The sequence below is a fragment of the Clostridioides sp. ES-S-0108-01 genome, from assembly GCF_020662285.1.
Classification (GTDB): Bacteria; Bacillota; Clostridia; order Peptostreptococcales; family Peptostreptococcaceae; genus Clostridioides.
This window is the reverse complement of the sequence record NZ_JADGMN010000002.1, coordinates 219,413-242,006: the sequence shown is the minus strand read 5'-3', so window position 1 is coordinate 242,006 and position 22,594 is coordinate 219,413. Positions and strand designations below refer to the sequence as shown.

The 22,594-nt window shown below is 28.2% G+C and carries 20 protein-coding genes; 1 reads left to right on the top strand and 19 read right to left on the bottom strand.

Annotation, left to right across the window (positions count from 1 at the left end; translation table 11 throughout):
* Positions 1-41: 41 nt before the first annotated feature.
* The 17 genes from IR152_RS03505 to nifV all read right to left on the bottom strand — a co-directional run bounded on the left by IR152_RS03505 (position 42) and on the right by nifV (position 17,471).
* Positions 42-1,577, bottom strand: coding sequence for a DUF6179 domain-containing protein (locus tag IR152_RS03505; protein ID WP_227450422.1), 1,536 nt, complete (start codon positions 1,575-1,577; stop codon positions 42-44).
* A gap of 22 nt (positions 1,578-1,599) precedes the next feature.
* Positions 1,600-2,043 carry a DUF6323 family protein gene (locus IR152_RS03500; protein ID WP_227450421.1) on the bottom strand — a complete coding sequence of 148 codons (444 nt, stop codon included), beginning with the start codon at positions 2,041-2,043 and terminating at the stop codon, positions 1,600-1,602.
* 105 nt (positions 2,044-2,148) lie between these two features.
* On the bottom strand, positions 2,149-3,060 hold the full coding sequence (locus IR152_RS03495; RefSeq protein ID WP_227450420.1) for a recombination protein NinG: 912 nt from the start codon (positions 3,058-3,060) through the stop codon (positions 2,149-2,151).
* Positions 3,061-3,809: 749 nt separating this feature from the next.
* The gene (locus tag IR152_RS03490) at positions 3,810-4,751 is read right to left on the bottom strand and encodes a cell wall-binding protein Cwp25 (RefSeq protein ID WP_227450419.1); all 942 of its coding nucleotides are present in this window, start codon (positions 4,749-4,751) and stop codon (positions 3,810-3,812) included.
* Between the two features lie 99 nt (positions 4,752-4,850).
* Positions 4,851-6,086 carry a glycosyltransferase family 4 protein gene (locus IR152_RS03485; RefSeq protein WP_227450418.1) on the bottom strand — a complete coding sequence of 412 codons (1,236 nt, stop codon included), beginning with the start codon at positions 6,084-6,086 and terminating at the stop codon, positions 4,851-4,853.
* Between the two features lie 42 nt (positions 6,087-6,128).
* Complete coding sequence (locus tag IR152_RS03480; RefSeq protein WP_227450417.1) at positions 6,129-6,983, bottom strand: hypothetical protein; 855 nt, start codon at positions 6,981-6,983, stop codon at positions 6,129-6,131.
* Between the two features lie 127 nt (positions 6,984-7,110).
* Positions 7,111-8,286: a phosphoribosylaminoimidazolecarboxamide formyltransferase gene (locus IR152_RS03475; protein ID WP_227450416.1), complete on the bottom strand. Its 1,176-nt coding sequence runs from the start codon at positions 8,284-8,286 to the stop codon at positions 7,111-7,113.
* A gap of 98 nt (positions 8,287-8,384) precedes the next feature.
* On the bottom strand, positions 8,385-9,269 hold the full coding sequence (locus IR152_RS03470; RefSeq protein ID WP_227450415.1) for a fumarylacetoacetate hydrolase family protein: 885 nt from the start codon (positions 9,267-9,269) through the stop codon (positions 8,385-8,387).
* A 43-nt stretch (positions 9,270-9,312) separates the two neighbouring features.
* The gene (locus IR152_RS03465; protein WP_227450414.1) at positions 9,313-9,879 is read right to left on the bottom strand and encodes a UTRA domain-containing protein; all 567 of its coding nucleotides are present in this window, start codon (positions 9,877-9,879) and stop codon (positions 9,313-9,315) included.
* Positions 9,880-10,192: 313 nt separating this feature from the next.
* Entirely contained in the window at positions 10,193-10,888 is a 696-nt protein-coding gene (locus IR152_RS03460; protein ID WP_227450413.1) for a CPBP family intramembrane glutamic endopeptidase, read from the bottom strand.
* Positions 10,889-10,915: 27 nt separating this feature from the next.
* Positions 10,916-11,227 carry a helix-turn-helix domain-containing protein gene (locus IR152_RS03455; protein WP_003418538.1) on the bottom strand — a complete coding sequence of 104 codons (312 nt, stop codon included), beginning with the start codon at positions 11,225-11,227 and terminating at the stop codon, positions 10,916-10,918.
* Positions 11,228-11,415: 188 nt separating this feature from the next.
* A complete protein-coding gene (locus IR152_RS03450; protein WP_227450412.1) occupies positions 11,416-11,937 on the bottom strand; it encodes a nitroreductase family protein in 522 nt (173 codons plus the stop codon).
* A gap of 97 nt (positions 11,938-12,034) precedes the next feature.
* Positions 12,035-12,529: a GNAT family N-acetyltransferase gene (locus IR152_RS03445; RefSeq protein WP_227450411.1), complete on the bottom strand. Its 495-nt coding sequence runs from the start codon at positions 12,527-12,529 to the stop codon at positions 12,035-12,037.
* 33 nt (positions 12,530-12,562) lie between these two features.
* Positions 12,563-12,892 carry a MarR family transcriptional regulator gene (locus IR152_RS03440; RefSeq protein WP_227450410.1) on the bottom strand — a complete coding sequence of 110 codons (330 nt, stop codon included), beginning with the start codon at positions 12,890-12,892 and terminating at the stop codon, positions 12,563-12,565.
* A gap of 418 nt (positions 12,893-13,310) precedes the next feature.
* Positions 13,311-14,306, bottom strand: a complete 996-nt coding sequence (locus tag IR152_RS03435) for an isocitrate/isopropylmalate dehydrogenase family protein (protein ID WP_227450409.1) — start codon at positions 14,304-14,306, stop codon at positions 13,311-13,313.
* Between the two features lie 21 nt (positions 14,307-14,327).
* Positions 14,328-16,253: an aconitate hydratase gene (locus tag IR152_RS03430; RefSeq protein ID WP_227450408.1), complete on the bottom strand. Its 1,926-nt coding sequence runs from the start codon at positions 16,251-16,253 to the stop codon at positions 14,328-14,330.
* A 24-nt stretch (positions 16,254-16,277) separates the two neighbouring features.
* Positions 16,278-17,471: a homocitrate synthase gene (gene nifV / locus IR152_RS03425; protein WP_227450407.1), complete on the bottom strand. Its 1,194-nt coding sequence runs from the start codon at positions 17,469-17,471 to the stop codon at positions 16,278-16,280.
* A 431-nt stretch (positions 17,472-17,902) separates the two neighbouring features.
* Here nifV and IR152_RS03420 point away from each other — a divergent pair, with 431 nt between their 5' ends.
* The gene (locus IR152_RS03420) at positions 17,903-19,030 is read left to right on the top strand and encodes a DEAD/DEAH box helicase (RefSeq protein ID WP_227450406.1); all 1,128 of its coding nucleotides are present in this window, start codon (positions 17,903-17,905) and stop codon (positions 19,028-19,030) included.
* Between the two features lie 405 nt (positions 19,031-19,435).
* Here IR152_RS03420 and IR152_RS03415 read toward each other — a convergent pair whose 3' ends face one another.
* Entirely contained in the window at positions 19,436-20,614 is a 1,179-nt protein-coding gene (locus tag IR152_RS03415) for a hypothetical protein (RefSeq protein ID WP_227450405.1), read from the bottom strand.
* Between the two features lie 489 nt (positions 20,615-21,103).
* The gene (locus IR152_RS03410; RefSeq protein WP_227450404.1) at positions 21,104-22,546 is read right to left on the bottom strand and encodes a glutamate synthase-related protein; all 1,443 of its coding nucleotides are present in this window, start codon (positions 22,544-22,546) and stop codon (positions 21,104-21,106) included.
* Between the last annotated feature and the right edge of the window lie 48 nt (positions 22,547-22,594).

Below are 22,594 nucleotides of genomic sequence, written 5' to 3'. Positions count from 1 at the left end.
TTATATTATATACTAACATTCTATTTATTCATAATTTTTTGTTAATTAATTTTATTCATATGTTCTTCTATGGAGTGTATCTTATCTTCACTTTGATTACTTATGAATTCAATGTATTCCATCTTCCATAAAGTAGTTTCAGTTTTCTTATTTAATATAAATTCTAATAAATTAATTTCTTTCATTCTTATATCCTCATAAAATACTACACTACCCAATATTGCCAATTCTAATTCACTTAATGATGCAAACAATATTGAATACTCTTCTCCAAATAAACATTCAGATTCGAGAATATCGATAAAATCTTTTTTAGCATTTATATTTTCCTTTATTATTCTTATTTTTTCAATTATAGATGCACTATCTAATATTTTATTAAATATCTTTCTAAACGACTCATCATCCAATTTGCTTTCATCATCAATAATATAATTTTCTAAATGTTCATTTTTACTTTTACTTACAGTTACCATACTTTTAAAAGTATTACTTTTTATTGAGCTTATTACAGATTCAATAAATATCTTTTCATATTTTTTAATATATCTTATTAACACTTCGTCTTCTATACTTAATCTTTTTATCAATCCTTCAATTGCTTCCATAAGTAGTAAGGTTATTTTTTCATTTATTCTAATTTCTCTATTAATTTCTTCAAAATCATTATAATCCAAGTTATTATCTGCTTCGATGTCTAAGTTATCACCTACTTCAATTAATTCAATTATATTACTTTCTTCATAACCCCTAACTTCATCTTCAGCAATATTATTGTATATATTTTTAAATTGTTTTTCTAAAAACTCATATTCATATTCTGAAATTTCTAGATTAGTTGCTTCATTTCCTAAAATCGTAGAAAAAATACAATTGTTTATAATGAGTTCAAACAAATTTACAAGTATAACATCACAATCTATTTTATAGGTCACTCCATAATCATAAAATAATTTTTCTCTATCTTTTTTCTTAAATAAGTTACAAAATCTATTTTCTATATCTATACTCTCAATATAATTCTTTACATAATAAATTCCTTGAACATCCATATCGTCTAATGCCAATGGATAATCTATACTCACTGGAATGTCATGAGCTTCAAATTTTATAACATAATTTTTAAAGAAGCTTGATAACTCTATCAAAGTATCATTATATGCTATTGAGTTGGTATTTAGCTTTCTACTCATCATTAGCTCATAAAAATCTTTTAGTCTGACTAAATCTTCCTCTAATATTTTAATACCTTCCAAGTACACTTTTTTAACATTCTTAGCAGTCAACTCTACAACTCTTTTTTCTATATCTCCAAGCTTATTTATATACGCATCAATAGCGTACCATATTGAAATCAATAGTTTTTCGGCAACTTCTGTCTTTACTGATGTGCTTTGACCATTTGTATATTTTTTAATCAAATCTATAAGTATTAGAGATATTTCTTGTTGTATGTTATATACTTCTCTTTCATCTATAACTTTACAATCTAGACATTCCTTAAGTAAAGATATGGAATATTGGTTTTTTATTAAATTATTTTCGTTTATATTAATATTACTTAGATTATTTGACATACCAAATCTCTCCTATCATACATTAAACTTCTCCAAATTTAAAGTTCTTCACAAATTCATCTACTTCTCCTTTTACATTGTCTATATTGCCTGCAAACTTTTCATAAAGTTCATACAATCTTTCTATAATCTCATCATCACATATCTTATCATCAGTTTCATTTTTTAAATAATAAAAAATTTCTTGCATATCATTAATAGTCTCTAAATAATCATCCATATTTGTAAACTGTGATGTATATATGTTTTCTATCAATTGTTTTGTAACTTTTATATCCAATTCTATTCTTCCATACCCCTTTAAAGTATCATTTCTTGAAGTTATTATATCTTTTACATCAGATTCAGAAAGAGTTAGACCATAATATCTAGATTCTATATTAGTCTCAAGCAATTCATTTCTTTCTATTTCTCTTAAATTCCGATTTATAGAACTCAAAATTACTACCTCAATTAAACTTTTCAATTTTTTTAATAAAAAAATACCATCATTTAGATATATAATTTTCTATAACAACTTTTAATCCAGTGGTTATTTACTAAAATCTAAACAATGATATATTTATTAATTTTATTTATCTTTTTTAGCTCTACTTCTACTTTTCTTTACATTTGAACAATTTCTACAAGAAGGTGAGCAGTATTGAGATTTAGAATTTGTAGGAATATAAATCTTACCACAGTACTTGCATTTATTTATAGAAGAAGGTTCACTTGTAATTGCAAAGGCATAAATAGTCTCAATCGCTGTTTTCAAAGAATCAAACTCCCATGCAATAGTTGGTTTATCCAGTTGACTTATAGAAAATCCTATCTTTTTGGGATTAAACCCTCCAGACATAATAGTAACACTTTCAGTTAATAGATTAGATGTATTTTTATATACACAAATTTGATTAAAGTGTTTACACATATCTTTAGCAAAGCTTACAATCCAGTCCAGTTGTTCAGTGTAGAACTTTGAAAATACTAAATCTAAAATTAATGGTCTCTTTCCAAAAAACTTGGGAGATTCCTCTCTCTTTGATACATCTATACCTCTTCTATACTTTTTAAAATACACATCTTCATCACTTGCAAATGGTATAAACATATTTACATATTCATCAGTACTCAATATATTTTCTTTTGTAATATAATTCTTTTCAATCATCAGTACTCTTTCTTCTCCAACTATATCTCTATTATATACACTTGAATATATTAAACCCAATAATCCATATTTTTTTACAAATTCAAGTACTTCTTTTTTTAATCTCATCTCTTTCGTCTCTTTTGGTATATCTTGTAGTGCCTCTTGTCCTATACGAATTATATCTACTATTATATCATCTGCAACATCAAATGGATTGTACATAGTAAATACAGCATCTTCAGTTGGTACTATATATAATTCATCTTCTTCAGTAATTTTATATTCATAATCACTATACCTAATCCAATCACTTGCAAAATTCCCTATTAATTCTATTTTTTTATTCATAATAATTATTAACTCCTTTCAATGTAATATATAAACCTATGATTACTATTACATTTTCAGTTTATTCTATATTTTATATATTGTCAACTATTCTTTTTATATTTCTATCATGTTAAAATTTATAATAATCTTTACAACGAACTTATTAACCTAAATACCTTACTTATTAGCAACTAATTCATAATTAAATTTATAAAAACTATTTACATATGAAATTAATATCTTTATAATTAATATGTAATATATTTTCCTTATTACATATTAATTATAAAGAGAGGTATATAAAATCATGGATAGAAAACGTGAATTAAAACAATTATACAAAGAAATGAAATTTGACACAGGCGTATTTATAATAAAAAATGATATTACTAAAAAGCAAATTTAACTCCCTCAAATTCCAACTTGGTGCTGGCTCATGTATGATAAAAGATTTAAATAATGATTGGAAAAAATACTGAGAAAAAGCTTTTACATTTGAAGTCTTAGAACTTATAAAACATGATAACAAGAAAACTGAAAAAGACTACTTAGAAGAACTAGATATTTTAGAGCTGGTTTGGTTGGAAAAGTTAAATGAAGATAATTCTTATGAAATTTATTCTATATAGAAATTGTGTAATATAAGTAAAGAATGAGGTGTCTCAAAAGGAATTTTTTGAGACAGCCTCTTCTTATATAACCTATACCACTATAAATAAATATACTAATTTTTCAAGATGCATATTCATTTTGCTAATAACACTCTATTACTTTTTTACAGCATTCAAACACTGTTCTATAATATTATTATCACTTATATCTATTGCTGTTACTTTATTAGCTCCCTGTAATATACTCTTATCACTTTTATTTGAAACTAAAGCAACAGGAGCATTTTTTGCAAGTGGTGATGCAACTAAAGCATAAACTAAATCGTCTCCACTTGTTACATAGAACTCTTTTGCTCCATTATAAAACTTTTCAATAATATTTTTATTAGTTTGATATCTATCAACACCACCAATTCTAGTTGCTCTGTATCTACTCACTATGTAATCACTTAATGTAGACTCTCCTCCAATAGCATATACTGGAACAGGAGAAACTCCAAACCATGGGTCTAAATCCGTATCTTCTTCTGCTGAAGGTATATCTTTTGTCAATATTATAGGAGCTCCATCTCTATACGCAACAGACGCAACACTTACTGCATCAGCTTCATCTTTAAATCCATTTACTAAAAACATCTTATCACTGCTTTTAATCTTTTCTATTTCAGCTGCAATTTTATAACTTGTATCCACTCTATCTACTCCATCAATTCTTATAACTTGCATCCTTCTCATAAGCAACATTTTTTCTACATCTTTGCTTATAGAATTCTCTCCACCTATTACATATATCTTAGTAACTCTATTCAGTCTTTGAAGTGTTGCTTCTGGTATATCATCCTTATTAGTTAATAAAATAGCTGCATTGTTTACTCCTGCAAGACCACTGGAAGCAATGCCATCTACCATTGTAGAATCCGCATTGATAAGGATTGCTGTTGTAAAATCTTGATTGTCTGAAATAAGTCCAGCAGTTTCATATTTATCTACCCCTTGAATATTTTCAATCTTATTTAGTGCATTTATTGATATTGGAAAACTAACACTTAACAATAGTGCTGAAATACCTAACGCTAATACCTTTTTACTAATCCTCATAAATTACCTCCCTGAAAACAAATATATTTAGTACTAGTATAATATAAAATCACTTAAAAATAGTATAAAAATAGTTACACTTTTTATAATTAAATAATTCTAAACTAGGCATAATTCATCCATTAAAATAACTTCATTCATTCTACATGCTAAGCCATCCCACGTTTTTTTTGACATATCTATAGATGTTTTCTTGTTTGAGTTATTCAATAAAGATTGTATTTTAGAATCTATTGAATTATACAAATTATTTTCAAAAGCATATAATTCTTCATCTTTTAAAATACCTTCTTTTTCCATAAAAGGTAGAGGAACGTACTCTATCTTTCCAGAATTATTAATCTCGCTACCAATCCATTCTTTAACACCAAGAATATCAGTAGTGATTACATCCGTACCACAAGATAAAGCTTCTAAAACAACAACTGGTAATCCTTCATAAAATGATGGTAACACAAATATTTGTGACCTGTTGAATAATTCAGCTAGGTCTATCTGTTCTAATTTGCCTAGGAAATTCATCTTAAATGGAGACTTACTTGCAAGTTTGACTATCTCATTATATGATTCGATATCACTTCCAGTACCTGCGAAATTGACCTCGATTAAATCTTTACTATATTTTAATTTAGATATAGCTTTTATAAATGGAATCAGTCCCTTTGACTTGCATATCTTACCTGCAAATACTATTTTTATTTTATCATATTTTCTTTTATAATGTTTGTTATAAAATATATCATCATTATAACCACTACCAATTACAACTACTTTACTTTCACTTACACCAAAAGCCTTTATAATATCATATTTTTGATTTTCATGAAGAGCAAATATTAAGTCTAACTTTCTTATATTTGATATTATGTATTCTTTCTCCAAATCAATGGTATTTAACTGTCTCAAACAAGTCCCATGACAGATAGACATTACCTTTATATCTTTTACAGTCTCTCTAACAAATGCAGTTAATAAATATAAATGGTGGCATATTATAATGTCTGGCTTAAAATCATTCATAGCCTTATCTATATTTACTTTAAATTGATACTTTAATCTATTTATCATGTCTATATTTAAATCTTTATATCTTGTACTTTCATATGGCATAGAATCACTCATGCCTACAACAGGAAAATTTAACTCTCCACAATTATACTTTACTGGATAAAAACTTACATCACTTGAAAAACAATTTACATCATCCTTCACATCTATCCCTGCAATTACAGCCTGCTTATGACCTATCTTTTCAAATCCTTTTATCATACCAGACAAATATATACCACTACCTGTACTATTTGGTTTTTGTGTTATTATATGAAGAATTTTCACTTTTACCTACTTCCCTTCTAAAATTAAATGGTTTCATATAGTCTAATCATTATATATATCTAAATATAAACAAGATGAATCATCTTTTACTTTAAACCTTGGCACTTTAACCGCTTTATAGTCATTATCTTCAAAATCTCTTACTTTATTGTGTATATATCCTATACCAAATTTTTCTGCTATACGTATCAATTCTTCTTCTTTTATTAGATTATATCTATCACATACACTTGTAAAACCATCGCTCGTTAACATCAATTGAAAATCTTTTTTTATTTCAATGTATCCATATATAGAATTTTCCACAGCTTCCTCATCAAAACCCAATATCCAATATCCATCTTTCGTATTTTTCTTTAATCTATTGCTTACTATTGTATCCATAACGCTAGTTCTAATCTCATCAAATGTCATTTCCTCCAAATTAGAAAGTTTACTGATTTCATCAAATACAATATTGTCAAATTTAGAAATACTTCTATCTTTTATAACTTTGGAATCTCCATTTTTAATAAACAAAGCACAATCTCCTAATAAAAAATACTCTACTTTATTTTCATGAAATTTTACAATAGCTATAGAACTTGATGGTAAATCTAATTTTTCTACTTTAATTCCATTTAACCTTAGCTCATACTCTTTTTTTACTTCTATTATTCCACTATTAACAATACTCCTCAATGATTCTTCTCTATTTATATTTTTATATAGATACCTATTCCACCACTGAACATACCATCTTGCATCACTTTCATTTGACACTAAGTTTTTTCCATTAAGCCCTGTAGCACCGTCTAAAATCCATGCACCAAATGGATTTATACCGACTACATCTTCATTAAACTTAGATGTGCCTTGACTACATAGTAGGCTATAATCTCTTACATTTAAAGCCATATCAACCTCCAAATTGAATATCTAAAAATAAAGTTCTATTTAAAATTATACAGAAAATAAAAAAATCTACAACAAAACTTGTTGTAGATTTTAATTTAATCCATATTCGTTTTACATTTTTTATACTTTAATGATGGAATAATCTATTTTTAGTAAATGCCATAACTATATTATACTTATTACAAGTTAATATAACATTATCATCACGAATAGAACCCCCTGGTTGTGCTATAAAACTTACCCCACTTCTTTTTGCACGTTCTATATTATCTCCAAACGGGAAAAATGCATCAGAACCAAGTGCTACACCTGTTAAAGTTTTAAGCCATGCTCTTTTTCCTTCTCCAGTTAGAGGCTCTGGTTTTTCTTCAAATAAATTTTGCCATATACCATCAGCAAGCACATCCATATAATCATCAGAAAGATATACATCAATAGTATTGTCTCTATCTGGACGACCTATGTCCTTTTTGAATTTTAAGTTTAATACTTTAGGATGTTGACGAAGATACCAAGTATCAGCTTTATTACCTGCAAGTCTAGTACAATGAATACGTGATTGTTGACCTGCACCTACTCCTATTACTTGTCCATCTTTAGCATAACAAACAGAATTTGATTGTGTATACTTTAATGTTATTAATGCTATAATTAAATCACGTTTTGCATTATCTGTAAAAATTTTATTGTCAGTTGGAATATCTTTTAACAACTCTTCATTTATTAATATCTCATTTCTACCTTGCTCAAAAGTAATCCCATAAACATCCTTTGTTTCAATAGGCTCTGGAGAATAATTTTCATCTATTTTTACAATATTATAGTTACCTTTACGCTTTCCTTTTAATATTTCAAGAGCTTCGTCTGTATATCCTGGAGCTATTATACCATCAGAAACTTCTCTTGCTATAATAGTCGCAGTCTCTTTATCACATACATCTGAAAGTGCTATAAAATCACCATAAGAAGACATTCTATCTGCTCCTCTTGCCATTGCATAGGCACAAGCTAATGGAGAAAGCTCTAAATCATCAACAAAATATATTTGCTTTAAAGTATCTGATAAAGGTACTCCTACTGCTGCCCCTGCTGGACTTACATGTTTAAATGAAGTTGCTGCTGGAAGACCTGTAGCTTCTTTTAATTCTTTTACAAGTTGCCAACTATTAAGTGCATCTAAAAAATTTATGTATCCAGGTTTCCCATTTAATACTTCTATAGGGAGTTCTCCATTTTTCATATAAATCTTTGATGGTTTTTGGTTTGGATTACAGCCATACTTTAATTCTAGTTCTCTTGCCATATACTCATCCCTCTCTATAATAAATTAATCATAAGTTTGATTAACTCTATATTAATTAAATTATTCGTACTAATAAAATTATATGGCATATTTATCCATTAATCAATTATATTTTTTAAAACTCCTATTCCTTCTACTTTACACTCAACTACATCGCCATGTTTTAAATATACTTGAGGATTCATTCCCATAGCAACACCTGCTGGAGTTCCAGTTGAAATTATATCTCCTGGCTTTAGAGTCATTCCTCTTGACAAATCACTTATTACAGTAGGTATATCAAATATAAAGTATTCTGTATTAGAATTCTGTCTTACTTCTCCATTTACCACACTACTTATATCTAATTTTAAAGGATGTTCAAATTCTTCTTTATGTACTATGCAAGGTCCCATAGATGTATGCGTGTCTAAACTTTTACCTCTAAACCATTGAATATGTTTATCTTGAAGTGCTCTTTCACTTATATCATTCACTATTGTATATCCAAATATATATTCATTAGCATCTTCTTTTGATATGTTTATGCCCTCCTTGCCTATAATTACTGCAAGTTCTGATTCATAATCCAACTTTTCAACCAAATCACCATGTAATCTTATCTTATCATCCACTCCAATGATTTTATCTGCTCTCTTAGAAAAATAAATTGGATAATCCGGCATAACTACATTTTTTATAACTCCATCTGGGATTTCATTAACATGGTCTCTATAATTAAGACCTAAACATATTATATCTTTCTTAGGTCTTACAATTGGAGAACATAATTTAACTTCTTCTAATTTATAACACTTAGCACTTTCAAATGAATTCTTCTTTATTTTTTCTAACTCTTCTGTAGATACATTTTCAATAAAATCATTCATATCCATATAGATTCTACTTAACCCCAAACTATTTATTTCATATATACTATTTGTTTCTGAATTAAATACACCTATTTTTTCTTTATTACTACTACAAAAAGTCACAAATTTCATTTTTATTCCTCCATTCAATAAGTTGATTAATATTATTTTATTTTTATTTTATATAAATTGTAACAGGGTTTACTGTTACCTTTCTATTTGCATAACCTATTTTTAATTCTAAATTTTTCTCTATATAATTAAATATTGAACTTTGAACTGCCATTAATGGTATTTCTGGTATTATTTCAAATATAAAGTAATCTTTATCTAAAATAACAGCTTCTCCATTAATTTTTCTAAGTCTTTCAACTGATATAACCTTAGTTTTCGTGTCTATATCTAACTTTTTACAAATTTCTAAAGGCATAATTTCCTTTTTGTTTTTAAGTACATCTATTTCTGTATCCAAATTTTTATTTCTTTGTAATTCGTCAAAACTAATTAGCCCTGCCCCTTCTATTTCAAACTTATTTATATCTAAAACAATAGCACCTTTACCTTGCTTTTTTTGTATAAAACCCTTTTCTAACAAAAGAGCTTGTGCTTTTCTAATAGTTTCTCTTGATACTTGATATTTTTGAGCAAGCTTTACTTCTGTTGGCAAAAGTTCTCCTATTGCATATACATTATTTCTTATATCTTTCTCTAAATCTAAATATATTTCATAAAATTTTTTCAAGTAAATCACTCTCATTCATAATTAGTTTTCATGCTTATCCCATTTTATATAAATATCATATTATAGACTAAACTGTCAAATATTATTAAATTTCAAAAATAAATTACTTTAGTGAAATAATTGAGTTATTGCTTATTATGAAAAATATATTTATGTCTCATTTATTTTTACAGTAGTTTATTAAGTTTTTATATAGATTACTTAAAATAAGTATGTACAAAAAAATAAACTCCAAATATTAGAGTTTATTTTTTATTTATAATTATCCCTAATTATTTTGAAATACAGATTACAAAATAAACATTCTATTTAATTATATTATTTGCCTAATAAAAATAGAAAATAGACTCCTCAACAATATGCAAAAACCTACATCTTTGAATCTTGATTTAACAATTCCAAGCACAATACCAAAAACAGTACCTATCATTATTTTTGAAATAATAACGTCAGATGTATAACTTGAATTGTTATATAATGTTATATAATTTCTTATAACATCTATATATCCTATATTATAAATACCAGATAATATAGATGTTATACAGATAATCTTACTCTTTGACTTTATAAAATTACTTAGATAGTTCCACATATATTCTCTAAAAAATAACTCTTCAAATATTGGAACTATAAATATAAACAAAATCATCATAGTTACATTAAAAAATACATATCCCTCAGTACAATAAGTTGATATTATTGCTAAAGATAAAACCACTATAAAAAGTATCAGCTTACATTTTTCAATAAGTATATTGTTTTTATTTTCTTTAAAAGCTTCAGTGATTTTCCTATTTCTAATCTTGTTATACAAAGAATTGTCTTTTAAAAATAAAATTAATGATAAGCCAACTAATGTAAAAGAAATTAAGTTTATAATATTAAAATTTTCAAGAGTAAATTCAAATTGACTTAGAAGTATGTAATTCAAAATCATCCTTAATATTTGAACTATAATCATCAATAAAATAGAATCTATTATACATTTTTTGTAACTATACTTCATCCCAATTTAAATCACCCCATGTATATGCTAATCGTAAAGTCCATTTAATACTCTACTTACAGTTGCTTTACTCCAACTTGTTTGATTTGAAATTTCTTTATAACTTAAGCCATCTCTTCTTAAATTTTTTATATTATTTATATCATCATCAGTAATTTGTTTTTCTTTTGGCTTAAGACTATTTTTATAGCTTCTTAGTCTATCTAATTCTGATTTCAAACTGTCTACTTCAAACTGTTTTTTTTGAAGTTTACTCTCATAAGAGTCTCTCATTTCATTAAATTCTTTAATGTAGTTTACTTTCCAATCCTCATCAATTTTTGTTTTAAATATACCCATATTTTAACCTCCTTAAATTTTGTTACTCAAGTTATGTATCGATTATAAACATTAATTTCTATATTTATCTTTAAAATCCTTGTACATAACCCCTAGATAAGTTAGTAAAATTCAGATATATTTTTACAATTTTAAGTATATATTAACAATATCAAAAAATATAATGTCTTAATACAACATATTATATATTAAAAGTTGTTAAAATGAACCTTTTCATAGTCCAAATCAGAGTCACTATATGCTTTCTTTTCTTCATCAGGATACCCTATAGAAATTATACATTCCACACTGTACTTATCAGGTACTTTCAACTCTTCTCTAATATATTTATCAGCGTCTATATTATCATCATGCATCCTATTTCTTACTTGTATCCAACAAGAACCTAATCCTAGTTCATGAGCTTGAAGTTGTATATATGAAGCAGCAATACTCGCATCCTCTATCCAAACATCATTTTTTTCTTTGTCTCCAATAACTACAATAGCTAAAGGTGCGTTTTTTAAGAAAAACCCACCCCCTTTAGTTCTACATTGAGATAAGTTAATCAGTTTTTCTTTATTATCTACCACTACAAATTCCCATGTTCTAAGACCCTTTGATGATGGTGCCAAAAGAGCAGCTTTTAGTATTTTATCTAGTTTTTCTTTTTCTATTTCAATATTTTTATACTTCCTAATACTTCTTCTTTTTTTTAAAAATTCAATCATCCAGACCATCCCTTTCATAATATCATTCAATAAGTCTATATAACACGACTATTAGCATTAAAAATATATCATTTACCCTTGTTATTATAAATGCCTTTTATAATATTTTATCATAACAATAAAAAGATTTCTCCTTTCCTAAAAAACTCATTTCTCCAATTTTGATAAAACCATACTTTGTAAGAAGTGAATTCATTTTTGAATTTATTGAATATGTATCACTCTTTAAATATAATACACTATTTTCCTCAGCTAATTTTTCTGCAAAATCAACTAACTTAGACGCTATTCCTTTCTTTCTAAAGTTTGGATTTACGGCCATTCTATGTATTACCATAGCTTTTTTATTAGAAGACCAATTTAAACCTACATATTCTTCTGGCTCTTCATAATTAAGACATATAAACCCCGCAACTTCTCCATCCACTTCTTCCACATATAAATCCTGTTTCTTAATATCTGAAACAAAGTCTTTTTCTAATGGGTAATTTTCATCCCATTGTGTATTATTATAAGTCTTCATTTCTTCCACTGTCGATTTTATAATTTTCATAATACTTTCTAAATCATTCATATTAGCTTTTCTAATCATAAAAATATCTCCTTAAATTAATGTATTTATTTACTATCTCTTTATTTTAAACCATTCTTTTTCTACATTTTTACTCATTTTTTCTAATATTTTAGTTGCCACTTGCTTTTCTTCATCTGTAAAATTTTCAAAACACATCTCTATACTTCTATTTTCTTCTTCAATTATCAAATCATAAACTTCTAAAGATTTATCCGTTGGAGTTAGATTGTACCCTCTTTTATCAAACTCATCTTGTTTTTTATTCACATACCCTGCTTTTATTAACTTCTGTATAGCCTTGGTTGTTGTAGCCTTATCTACCTTTAACATATTTGATAATTCTACAAGATTTATACCAGGGTTTTCACAAATTCTTGTCAAAAATGTAAATTATCCTTTTTGTAGCTTCAATTCCTTGTGCTTAATATCATTTATTGAATTTACTGCTCTAAATAAAGTACCTACTTCTCTTAATATATTACTGTCTAAGGTTTTAATAAAACACAACTCCAATCAATATATTCATTTTAGTTGAAAGTTCAACTTTATTTGAATTTTACCATATATCGGTTAAAAGTTCATTTAAAAACAATAAATTTATTTAATCTTTCTTTCTCTATTAATCAATTAATTTTAAAATTAAAATGGATATCCCAAAATGAACTTTTTCGTTCATGAGTAACTCTCTTTTGTATAAAATAAATACATTTTTATCATTTCAACAATGAAAAAGGCTTATCTCTATTTTGAGACAGCCTCTTTCTTTTAATCTATATTCTACTTTTTCCATAAATAAAATCTATACAATATATTTACATACTTCATCCACAAACTCTGTAGTTGAAGCTGAACCACCTAAATCTACAGTCAATTTACTTCCTTCAAGAAACACTTTTTCTAAAGCTGTTTCTATCTTTTGTGCATTTTCATACTCACCTAAGTATCTAAGCATCATTACTGATGATTGAATAAGTGCTGTTGGATTAGCTTTATTTTGACCAGCTATTTGTGGAGCACTTCCATGGACAGCTTCAAATATCGCACAATCTTTACCAATATTTGCACTTGGAATTATACCTAAACCTCCAACAAGCCCAGCACCTAAATCTGATAGTATATCTCCATAAAGATTTGGCATTACCATTACATCGTAATTTTCTGGATTTAAAACTAAGTTCATAGCTGCTGCATCTACAATCAAATCATCATACTCTACACCATGTTTTGATGCTACTTCCCTAAATACATCTAAAAACAATCCATCAGACATTTTCATTATATTTGCCTTATGTATAGCTGTAACCTTTTTTCTCTTATTATCTTTAACATAGTTACATGCAAAATCAACTATTCTTTCACTTGCACCTCTTGTTATTATCTTTATACTTTCAGCTGCATAATCACCTATTTTATGTTCTATGCCAGCATATAAGTCTTCTGTATTTTCTCTTACCACTACTAAGTCAACATCTTCATATCTTGATTTTATACCTTTAAAACTTTTAATTGGTCTTAAATTAACATATAAATCTAATGCCTGTCTTAAAGTTACATTTACACTTCTAAATCCTTTACCTACAGGAGTAGTAATTGGACCTTTTATGGCTATTTTGTTCTTTTTTATACTATCTATAATATATTCAGGAAGAGGAGTGCTATATTCTTCAATAACTGTCTCTCCGGCATTAACTTCTTCCCATTCTATCTCTACCCCAGTAGCTTCTACCACCTTTTTCATAGCTTTCGCAACTTCTGGTCCTATTCCATCTCCTGGTATAAGTGTCACTTTATACATTCAATATTCCCTCTTTTCATATTAATTAGCTTGATTTTTAGTGTAATTTAATTTTCCACCAGCTTTTAATACATCTACTTCTTTTGCTGATAATTCTACTTTAACCTTAAAGGAAGTTCCTTTAGTTGTATTCTTAACTTCCAAAATTCCACTACCTAGATTATCTAAAATATTTGGTATCTCCAGACTATCTAAAAGAGATATGTTTTCATAATCTTTCTCATCACAAAACTCCATTGGAATTATACCACTATTTATTAAATTAGCCTTGTGAATTCTTGCAAAGCTCTTCACTATCACCCCTTTAACACCTAAGTATAATGGTGCTAAAGCTGCATGCTCTCTACTTGAACCTTGCCCATAATTATCTCCTCCAACTATAAATCCACCATCGTTGTCTTTTGCTCTTTGAGGAAACTCTGTATCTACAGTGTTAAAACAATAATTTGCAAGATAAGGTATATTACTTCTAAAAGGAAGTAACTTAGCATTTGATGGCATTATATGGTCAGTAGTTATATTATCTTCCGTCTTTAATATAACTTTTCCATCTATAGACTGACTTAGCTCTGTATTAAGAGGGAAAGGTTTTATATTAGGTCCTCTAACTACTTCTACATCACTTCCTACATCAGCAGGTTTTATTATCATACTATCATCAATTAAAAATTCATCTACATCTAAGTCTGTAAATTTAATATCAAATTCTCTCGGGTCTGTAAGCTCTCCTTTTATTGCACTTACTGCTGCTACTTCTGGACTTACTAAGTATACTTGTGCTGACAGAGTCCCACTTCTACCATAGAAATTTCTATTGAAAGTTCTTAAAGACACAGAGTCAGTACCTGGAGATTGCCCCATACCTATACATGGACCACAAGAATTCTCTAGTATTCTGGCTCCAGCACTTATTATATCTGCCAAAGCTCCATTTCTAGCAATCATCTCCATAACTTGTCTTGAACCTGGTGCTATTACTAAACTCACATCCTTATATACCTTATTTCCTTTTAGAATTTGAGCTACTTTCATCAAGTCTTCATAAGAAGAATTCGTACAACTTCCTATTGCAACTTGGTCTATTTTAATTTTTCCTATATTCTCAACTTCATCTACATTGTCTGGGCTATGAGGTTTCGCAGCTAATGGTTTTAATTCATCCAAGTTTATAGTAATTTCTTCATCATAAACTGCATCTGCATCTGGTTTTAACTCTACCCATGCATCTTCTCTTCCCTGACTCTTAAAGAATTCTAGTGTTTTTTCATCACTTGGGAAGATTGAAGTAGTTGCTCCAAGTTCAGCACCCATATTTGTTATTGTAGCTCTTTGTGGAACAGATAAGCTTTTAACACCTTCTCCACCATATTCGTAAACCTTACCTACTCCACCTTTTACAGTTTGTTTTCTCAAAACTTCTAATATTATATCCTTTGATGATACCATATTATTTAATTTTCCAACTAGATTTACCTTACAGACTTTTGGTGCTTTTATATAATAAGCTCCCCCTGCCATAGCTAAAGCAACATCTAATCCGCCAGCTCCAATAGCCATCATGCCCACACCTCCAGCAGTAGGTGTGTGGCTATCAGAACCTAAAAGTGTATCTCCTGGTGTTGAAAATCTTTCTAAAAATACTTGGTGACAAATACCATTTCCTGGCTTAGAGAAATAAACACCATATTTATCCGCCACTGTTTGTATATACTTATGGTCGTCTGCATTTTCAAATCCTTGTTGTAACATATTATGGTCTACAAATGCCACACTTCTTTTAGTCTTTACTTTATCTATTCCCATAGCTTCTAGTTGAAGATATGTCATTGTTCCAGTAGAATCTTGTGTTAAAGTCTGGTCTATTTTTATACCAATTGAGTTGCCAGCAACAGCTTCTCCATCTACTATATGTTTTTTTATTATTTTATAAACTATATTATCTCCCATATTTTCCTCCTAAACAATTATGCCTTAAATATATGAACCTCTAACTGCTTCTTCTTCTGTTGTGCCCTTTTCATGTGCTAGTATATCACAATATAATTGAAGAATTTCCTTATCCATTAAACTTCTTTTTAATCTTATAGATGTAGCTCTTATAGCATTTAATAGTTTGGTAGCGTTTTCTGGAGAAATATACATTTCATACTCACTCAACTTATTTATAACTGCAGCTCTTCCTGAATGTTTACCTATTACTATTTTTCTTTCAAGATTTACTTCACTTGGGTCAAATGGCTCATAGTTATGTGGGTCTTTTAAAGCTCCATCTGCATGTATACCAGATTCATGTATAAACATATTATCTCCAACCACTGCTTTCCATGTAGGAAGAATTCTTCCTGATGCCTGTGCTACATACTCACATATTCCTCTAAATTTTCTAGTGTCTATATTGTTTAAATCACATTTATAAACGCACTTAAGTGCCATTAAAACCTCTTCTAAGGCTGCGTTTCCTGCTCTTTCACCTAATCCATTTACAGTAACTCCAACATAATTTGCTCCTGCTACTATTCCTGCAAGTGCATTTGCAGTTGCCATTCCAAAGTCATTATGTGTATGCATCTCTATGTCAAAATTAGTTCTTTCATAAAGAGTCTCTATTACATTCTTTATAGAAAAAGGATTCATAACTCCTACTGTATCACAGTATCTAAATCTATCTGCCCCTGCTTGTTTTCCAACATTTATAAATTCAGTTAAGAAGTCTATATCTGCTCTTGAAGCATCTTCTCCATTTACTGAAACATATAATCCATTTTTCTTTGCAAATTCAACTGTTTTAGCCATGTTTTCTAAAACCCAACCTCTAGAAGTTCTAAGTTTATTCTCTATATGAATGTCAGATACTGATATTGATATAGCTACTGCATCAACGCCACAAGAAATAGATTCTTCAACATCTTTTATTACTGCTCTATTCCAAGCCATTATATCTGATTTTAAATTTCTACTACATATGTGCTTTATTACATTTTTTTCATCTCCACCCATAGTAGGTATACCAACTTCAATTTGGTCAACACCTAGGTCACTTAGCATTTCAGCAATCATTATTTTTTCTCTATTTGCAAATACAACCCCAGCTGTTTGTTCTCCATCTCTTAAAGTAGTATCTACTATTTTTATTTCCTTTGCTCTATCTTTTGATATAATGCACATATTAACGCCCCCTTAGTATACTTTTAATTTTAAAAACATTAGGTCTTATTTTTCATTGATACCTCTAACTTATGATTATTTTTTTATTTTTCATTCATTTTAATTTCATTTGCAATTTATTTTTTTTACTTTTCATATCTTGTAATCTATTATATTACTTTATATCATTTATTGCACTATATTTTTTCTTTTTTATGAAAACTTCTTAAAAATGAAAGTTATTATATTTTTCTTGCATTTTAATTTAATTTTTAAATAGATTTATTTTCAAAAAACCTTTAAAAATAAACCTCTAAAATTTAATTTAAGCTACATTCCATTTTAAAGTATCTACATATATTTCTAAACTATATAAATAATAATTAAAAAAATTACTAAAAATACTTACAAATATGATATTATTAATTGGTTAATAAAAAAGAAAATTTTTTATGAAAGGTAAGATAATAATGAATTTTAAAAGCTTAGGGATTAGTGAAAATACAATAAACATTTTAAGAAAATCAGGAATAACAACACCTACACCTATACAAAAAGAAAGTATTCAATTGATAAAAGCAGGAAAAGATGTCATAGCAGAAGCTCAAACTGGGACAGGAAAAACATTAGCTTTTTTACTTCCGATATTTGAAAATATATCACTAGATATAAATGATATACAAGTGCTTATACTTTCTCCTACAAGAGAACTAGCTATTCAAATAACAGAAGAAGCTATGAAACTTAAAGAGTCTAAAGATGTAAGTATTCTAGCAGCCTATGGAGGAAAAGATATTGGTTCTCAAATAAAGAAGCTAAAAGGAAATATTCATATGATTATAGCTACACCAGGTAGACTTTTAGACCATCTAAATAGAAAAACAATTGACCTTAGTAAGTTAAAAACTTTTGTTTTAGATGAGGCAGACCAAATGTTGCTTATGGGATTTAAAAATGAAGTTGAGGCTATTTTAAAAGAAACTTCAACTAAAAAGCAGACATTATGTTTTTCTGCAACTATGAACTCCCAAGTAAAAAAATTAGCTTATAGATATACAAAAAATCCAGTTGTAGTTTCTATACAAAAAGAAGAAATTGCTCTTAATAATATAAAACAAGAAGTAGTGGAAACTACAGATAGAAAAAAATTGGATGCTCTATGTAAAGTTTTAGATAAAGACAATCCTTTTATGGCTATAATATTTTGTAGAACTAAAAGAAGAGTTGACAATCTTGAAGAAGCCCTTGCTATAAGAGGATATAATTGTCAAAAACTGCATAGTGATATTGCTCAGTCAAAACGAGAGAGAATAATGAAATCATTTAGAAATTTAGATATACAATATCTTATAGCTACAGATGTGGCTTCTCGTGGTCTTGATATATCTGGAGTAAGTCATATATATAATTACGATTTACCAGAAACACCTGAAGACTATATTCATCGTATTGGCAGAACTGGCAGGGCTGGTGAAGAAGGCTACACATGTGCTTTTATTGACCCTAAAAATGAACGAATGTTAAGTGAAATAGAGACAGCTATAGAATCTAAAATTAGTAGAAGAATTATAGAATTATAATTTATAGACTACTTAAATATAGACTACTTAAATATAGACTACTTAAAATACCAGGATTATATAAACACTGTAATATATAGAAAACTACAGAAAATATATACCAATCTGTTCTTTACTGTTATACTATTTTATATTAAATTTATATTAAAGAAAAAAAGCTGTCTAAAAATAGATATAAATGTATTTTTTATTGTCGAAATAATAAAAATATATTTGATTTCATATAAAAAAGAGTGCCTTATCAACTACAAAGTTCATTTTGAGACACTCTCTTTTTGTCTTTTATTCTTAGTTTTACGTTACCTGTTTCCAAATTCTTTAATATTAGGTTTTATAAATAACCTTAGTAAACGTATACAGCTATTATTCATAGTATTCTCTTTAACAATGTTTTTGCTAATACTTCTAATTTTCATTTAATTCTGCTGGCCATTTAGCCTCTGGATTTTCCTTGGCAAATTTCTTATTCTTATAATGACCTAATGTAAGGAATGGAATTACTATAGTGAATAGACCAAGATAACCACAGTATCCATATCCATATTTAACAATATTACTTAATCCTGTAAGTGATATAAGCATTGACACTACCATTATTGCACAAGCTGTAAATACCCTTCTTTTCATTCTTGAAGAAAGGAAAGAAAGTGCTTTATGGTCTTCAAATCTATTTACAAGACCAAATATAGTAGTTACTCCTGTAGACATTAGGCAAAGGAATAATGCTACATTGTAAATTATGTATATAGTATGATTTCCAGATTGACCTGCAACATAAAGAGTAGGAAGTGTTGTCTGCTCAGCAGCAATAATTTCTCTATACCATCCCATTAGCATAGTTACAGCAAGCCCTAATGCAATTGCATTCATAATAAATGAAAGTACCATTGCCTTAGTAGCTTCTTTTGAGTTCTTAAGAAGTGGTCTTGAACATCCTGCAAGTGTAGGTATAACAACCGATTGAAATCCTGCATAAATAAAAGTATTAAGTATTGGCTTGATATAGCCAGGTGTGAAGCTTGTTCTATTTGATAATATTCCAGTTATTTCTGGTAATTTGGCTTTTATACCTACTATAAAAATAGTAAGAGTGCATACTAGAATAGCTATTGTCATTGCTGTAGCTGCTTTAGATACAAGCATAGCTCCAAATATAGTAAAGACAAGAAGTACAATTCCAATAATAAATACAGCTACAAAATAATTTACCCCTATACTTTGAAACACTGCTGCTGCACCTGCTATAACAGCACTTACAGCTATTAAAACCATAAGATAGTAATATATTTCCCATATTATTTCAAGTTTTGGATATGGGCTCCAAAGCTCACAAAATAAATCCTTATAATTCCTACAATCATTATTATTATACATTATGATAACTTCTCTCATGGTAGCAGTAAGTATAATCATTGCTAAAATTGCCATAAGTGGTGCTGTCCATCCATACTGCACATAATACTGAGTTTCTTGATTCCCTGTAGCAAACCCTCCGCCTGCATGTGAACTAAAAAGAACGCTTGCAACTCCAAAAATAGCTAAAATAGAGCCTGTTACTTTTGCTTTCTTTACATTTTTTTGCATGAAATCATCCTCCTTAAAAATGATATTGAAAGTTTATATTTTAATACTTCTTTGATAAAACAATAACATTTTTGTTTATTAAATTCAACTATATTTTTCCAATAAATTTACATTTTTAACTTATTTCTACTCATATATCAATTTTTTTTACATATTTATTTTATATTCAACTTACTTTCAAATCTACTTCGTTTTTTAATTTTATGAAATATCTTTTTTAATGTTAAATTTTATACAAATTTTTCTTTATTATTTTACAATTATTTCTTTATAATTGTATAAAATCCCCTCTATTATTATATTCATTGGAATTATTTAGTTTGAAATACGACATCTTTAGTTTAATAGCATGATATCATAGAACATTTTACAATTTAATGTCTTTAATTTTCATAATAAAAGGAGAACTTTACAAAGTAAAATTCTCCTTTTATGAAATATATTATTTACTTATATAAATATCTATAGCTAATAGTTCCAAACTTCAATCTATACATGTTGTATATTTGTATAATTTGATATTTCAGAGTTAACTGTATACAAATCATCAACACTTAAATCATGTATATCCTTATGACCAGAAACTCTAGCAAAAGTCTTAAGTTCTTCTAAACTCACATTTAAGAAGTTTGCAACCCTATTGGCACTATTTTCTATATGTAATCTTTTTCTCAATCCCTCATCTTGAGTAGCTACCCCTACAGGACACTTACCAGAACCACATATACGATATTGTTGACATGCCGCTGCCATAAGAGCAGAACTTGCAATAGCAACTGCATCAGCTCCCATAGCTATTGCCTTAGCAAAATCAGTAGATATACGAAGACCACCTGTTATAACTAAGTCTATATCTAGTCCATGTGTATCTATGTATTTTCTAGCACGGTAAAGAGCAAATATTGTTGGAATTGAAGTTGCATCTTTAAGCAACTTTGGACTTGCTCCAGTAGCTCCACCACGACCGTCAATAGTCACAAAATCAGGTTTAGCATAAGCTATAAATTCCATATCTTTTTCAATATGACCTGCTGAGATTTTAACACCTATTGGACGCCCTTCTGAAACTTCTCTAAGTTCATCTACAAGTTTCTTTAAATCTTCTTTTGATTGTATTTCCTCAAAACAAGATGGGCTTATTACATCTTGACCTACAGGCTTATTTCTTACTTTTGCTATTTCTTCAGTAACTTTTTCTCCAGGAAGATGACCTCCCATACCAGGTTTTGTCCCTTGACCAATTTTTATCTCTATAGCATCAGAATTTTTAAGATTTTCTTCAGTGACACTGTACTTATTTGGCACATATTCAAAAATATACTTGTATGAAGCTTCCTTCTCTTCTGGTAATATACCACCTTCACCACTACACATAGCTGTCTTATTTTTAGCTGCACCCTTTGCCAAAGCTATCTTTAATTCTTTAGATAAAGCCCCAAATGACATGTGAGAAATATATACTGGATTTTCTATAACCATAGGTTTTTTTGCTTTTTTCCCTATTATCGTCGTTGTATTTACTTCATCATGTTCATTTAAAGGCAGTGGATTTAACTGAGCACCCATAATCAAAATGTCATCCCAAGAAATTACTGGTAGTTTAGTTCTCATAGGTTCTATTATAGATTTTCCTGTAACAGCCATTTCGTGAATTATGTCCATGTGCTTTTCAACTTCATCATCTCTTCTTAAATATGTACTTAAGTAATTTAAATCTCCTGCTTTTTCACTATTTAATTTAGATTCATCTTCAACTATATATTCACTTTCCTTTTCATCTTCTTCATAGTAAACAGTACTTATCTTTCCAAAATAACTACGACCTTTTGTACATACAGGGCATTCCCAGTCTTCATTTAATTCATCCCATGTTTTATCATTCTTAGATTCATCATAAATATATCCACAAACACTACATTTATAAATTGACATATTATTTTCTCCTTATGTTATATTGACATTAAATAAAATTAAAACTTG

What these genes read in the sequence shown, in the direction of transcription:
- IR152_RS03505 (WP_227450422.1), bottom strand. Translation starts at nt 1,577, where the DNA reads ATGTCAAATAATCTAAGTAATATTAATATAAACGAAAATAATTTAATA.
- IR152_RS03495 (WP_227450420.1), bottom strand. Translation starts at nt 3,060, where the DNA reads ATGAATAAAAAAATAGAATTAATAGGGAATTTTGCAAGTGATTGGATT.
- IR152_RS03490 (WP_227450419.1), bottom strand. Translation starts at nt 4,751, where the DNA reads ATGAGGATTAGTAAAAAGGTATTAGCGTTAGGTATTTCAGCACTATTG.
- IR152_RS03480 (WP_227450417.1), bottom strand. Translation starts at nt 6,983, where the DNA reads ATGGCTTTAAATGTAAGAGATTATAGCCTACTATGTAGTCAAGGCACA.
- IR152_RS03475 (WP_227450416.1), bottom strand. Translation starts at nt 8,286, where the DNA reads ATGGCAAGAGAACTAGAATTAAAGTATGGCTGTAATCCAAACCAAAAA.
- IR152_RS03470 (WP_227450415.1), bottom strand. Translation starts at nt 9,269, where the DNA reads ATGAAATTTGTGACTTTTTGTAGTAGTAATAAAGAAAAAATAGGTGTA.
- IR152_RS03460 (WP_227450413.1), bottom strand. Translation starts at nt 10,888, where the DNA reads ATGAAGTATAGTTACAAAAAATGTATAATAGATTCTATTTTATTGATG.
- IR152_RS03455 (WP_003418538.1), bottom strand. Translation starts at nt 11,227, where the DNA reads ATGGGTATATTTAAAACAAAAATTGATGAGGATTGGAAAGTAAACTAC.
- IR152_RS03450 (WP_227450412.1), bottom strand. Translation starts at nt 11,937, where the DNA reads ATGATTGAATTTTTAAAAAAAAGAAGAAGTATTAGGAAGTATAAAAAT.
- IR152_RS03445 (WP_227450411.1), bottom strand. Translation starts at nt 12,529, where the DNA reads ATGATTAGAAAAGCTAATATGAATGATTTAGAAAGTATTATGAAAATT.
- IR152_RS03435 (WP_227450409.1), bottom strand. Translation starts at nt 14,306, where the DNA reads ATGTATAAAGTGACACTTATACCAGGAGATGGAATAGGACCAGAAGTT.
- IR152_RS03430 (WP_227450408.1), bottom strand. Translation starts at nt 16,253, where the DNA reads ATGGGAGATAATATAGTTTATAAAATAATAAAAAAACATATAGTAGAT.
- nifV (WP_227450407.1), bottom strand. Translation starts at nt 17,471, where the DNA reads ATGTGCATTATATCAAAAGATAGAGCAAAGGAAATAAAAATAGTAGAT.
- IR152_RS03420 (WP_227450406.1), top strand. Translation starts at nt 17,903, where the DNA reads ATGAAAGGTAAGATAATAATGAATTTTAAAAGCTTAGGGATTAGTGAA.
- IR152_RS03415 (WP_227450405.1), bottom strand. Translation starts at nt 20,614, where the DNA reads ATGCAAAAAAATGTAAAGAAAGCAAAAGTAACAGGCTCTATTTTAGCT.
- IR152_RS03410 (WP_227450404.1), bottom strand. Translation starts at nt 22,546, where the DNA reads ATGTCAATTTATAAATGTAGTGTTTGTGGATATATTTATGATGAATCT.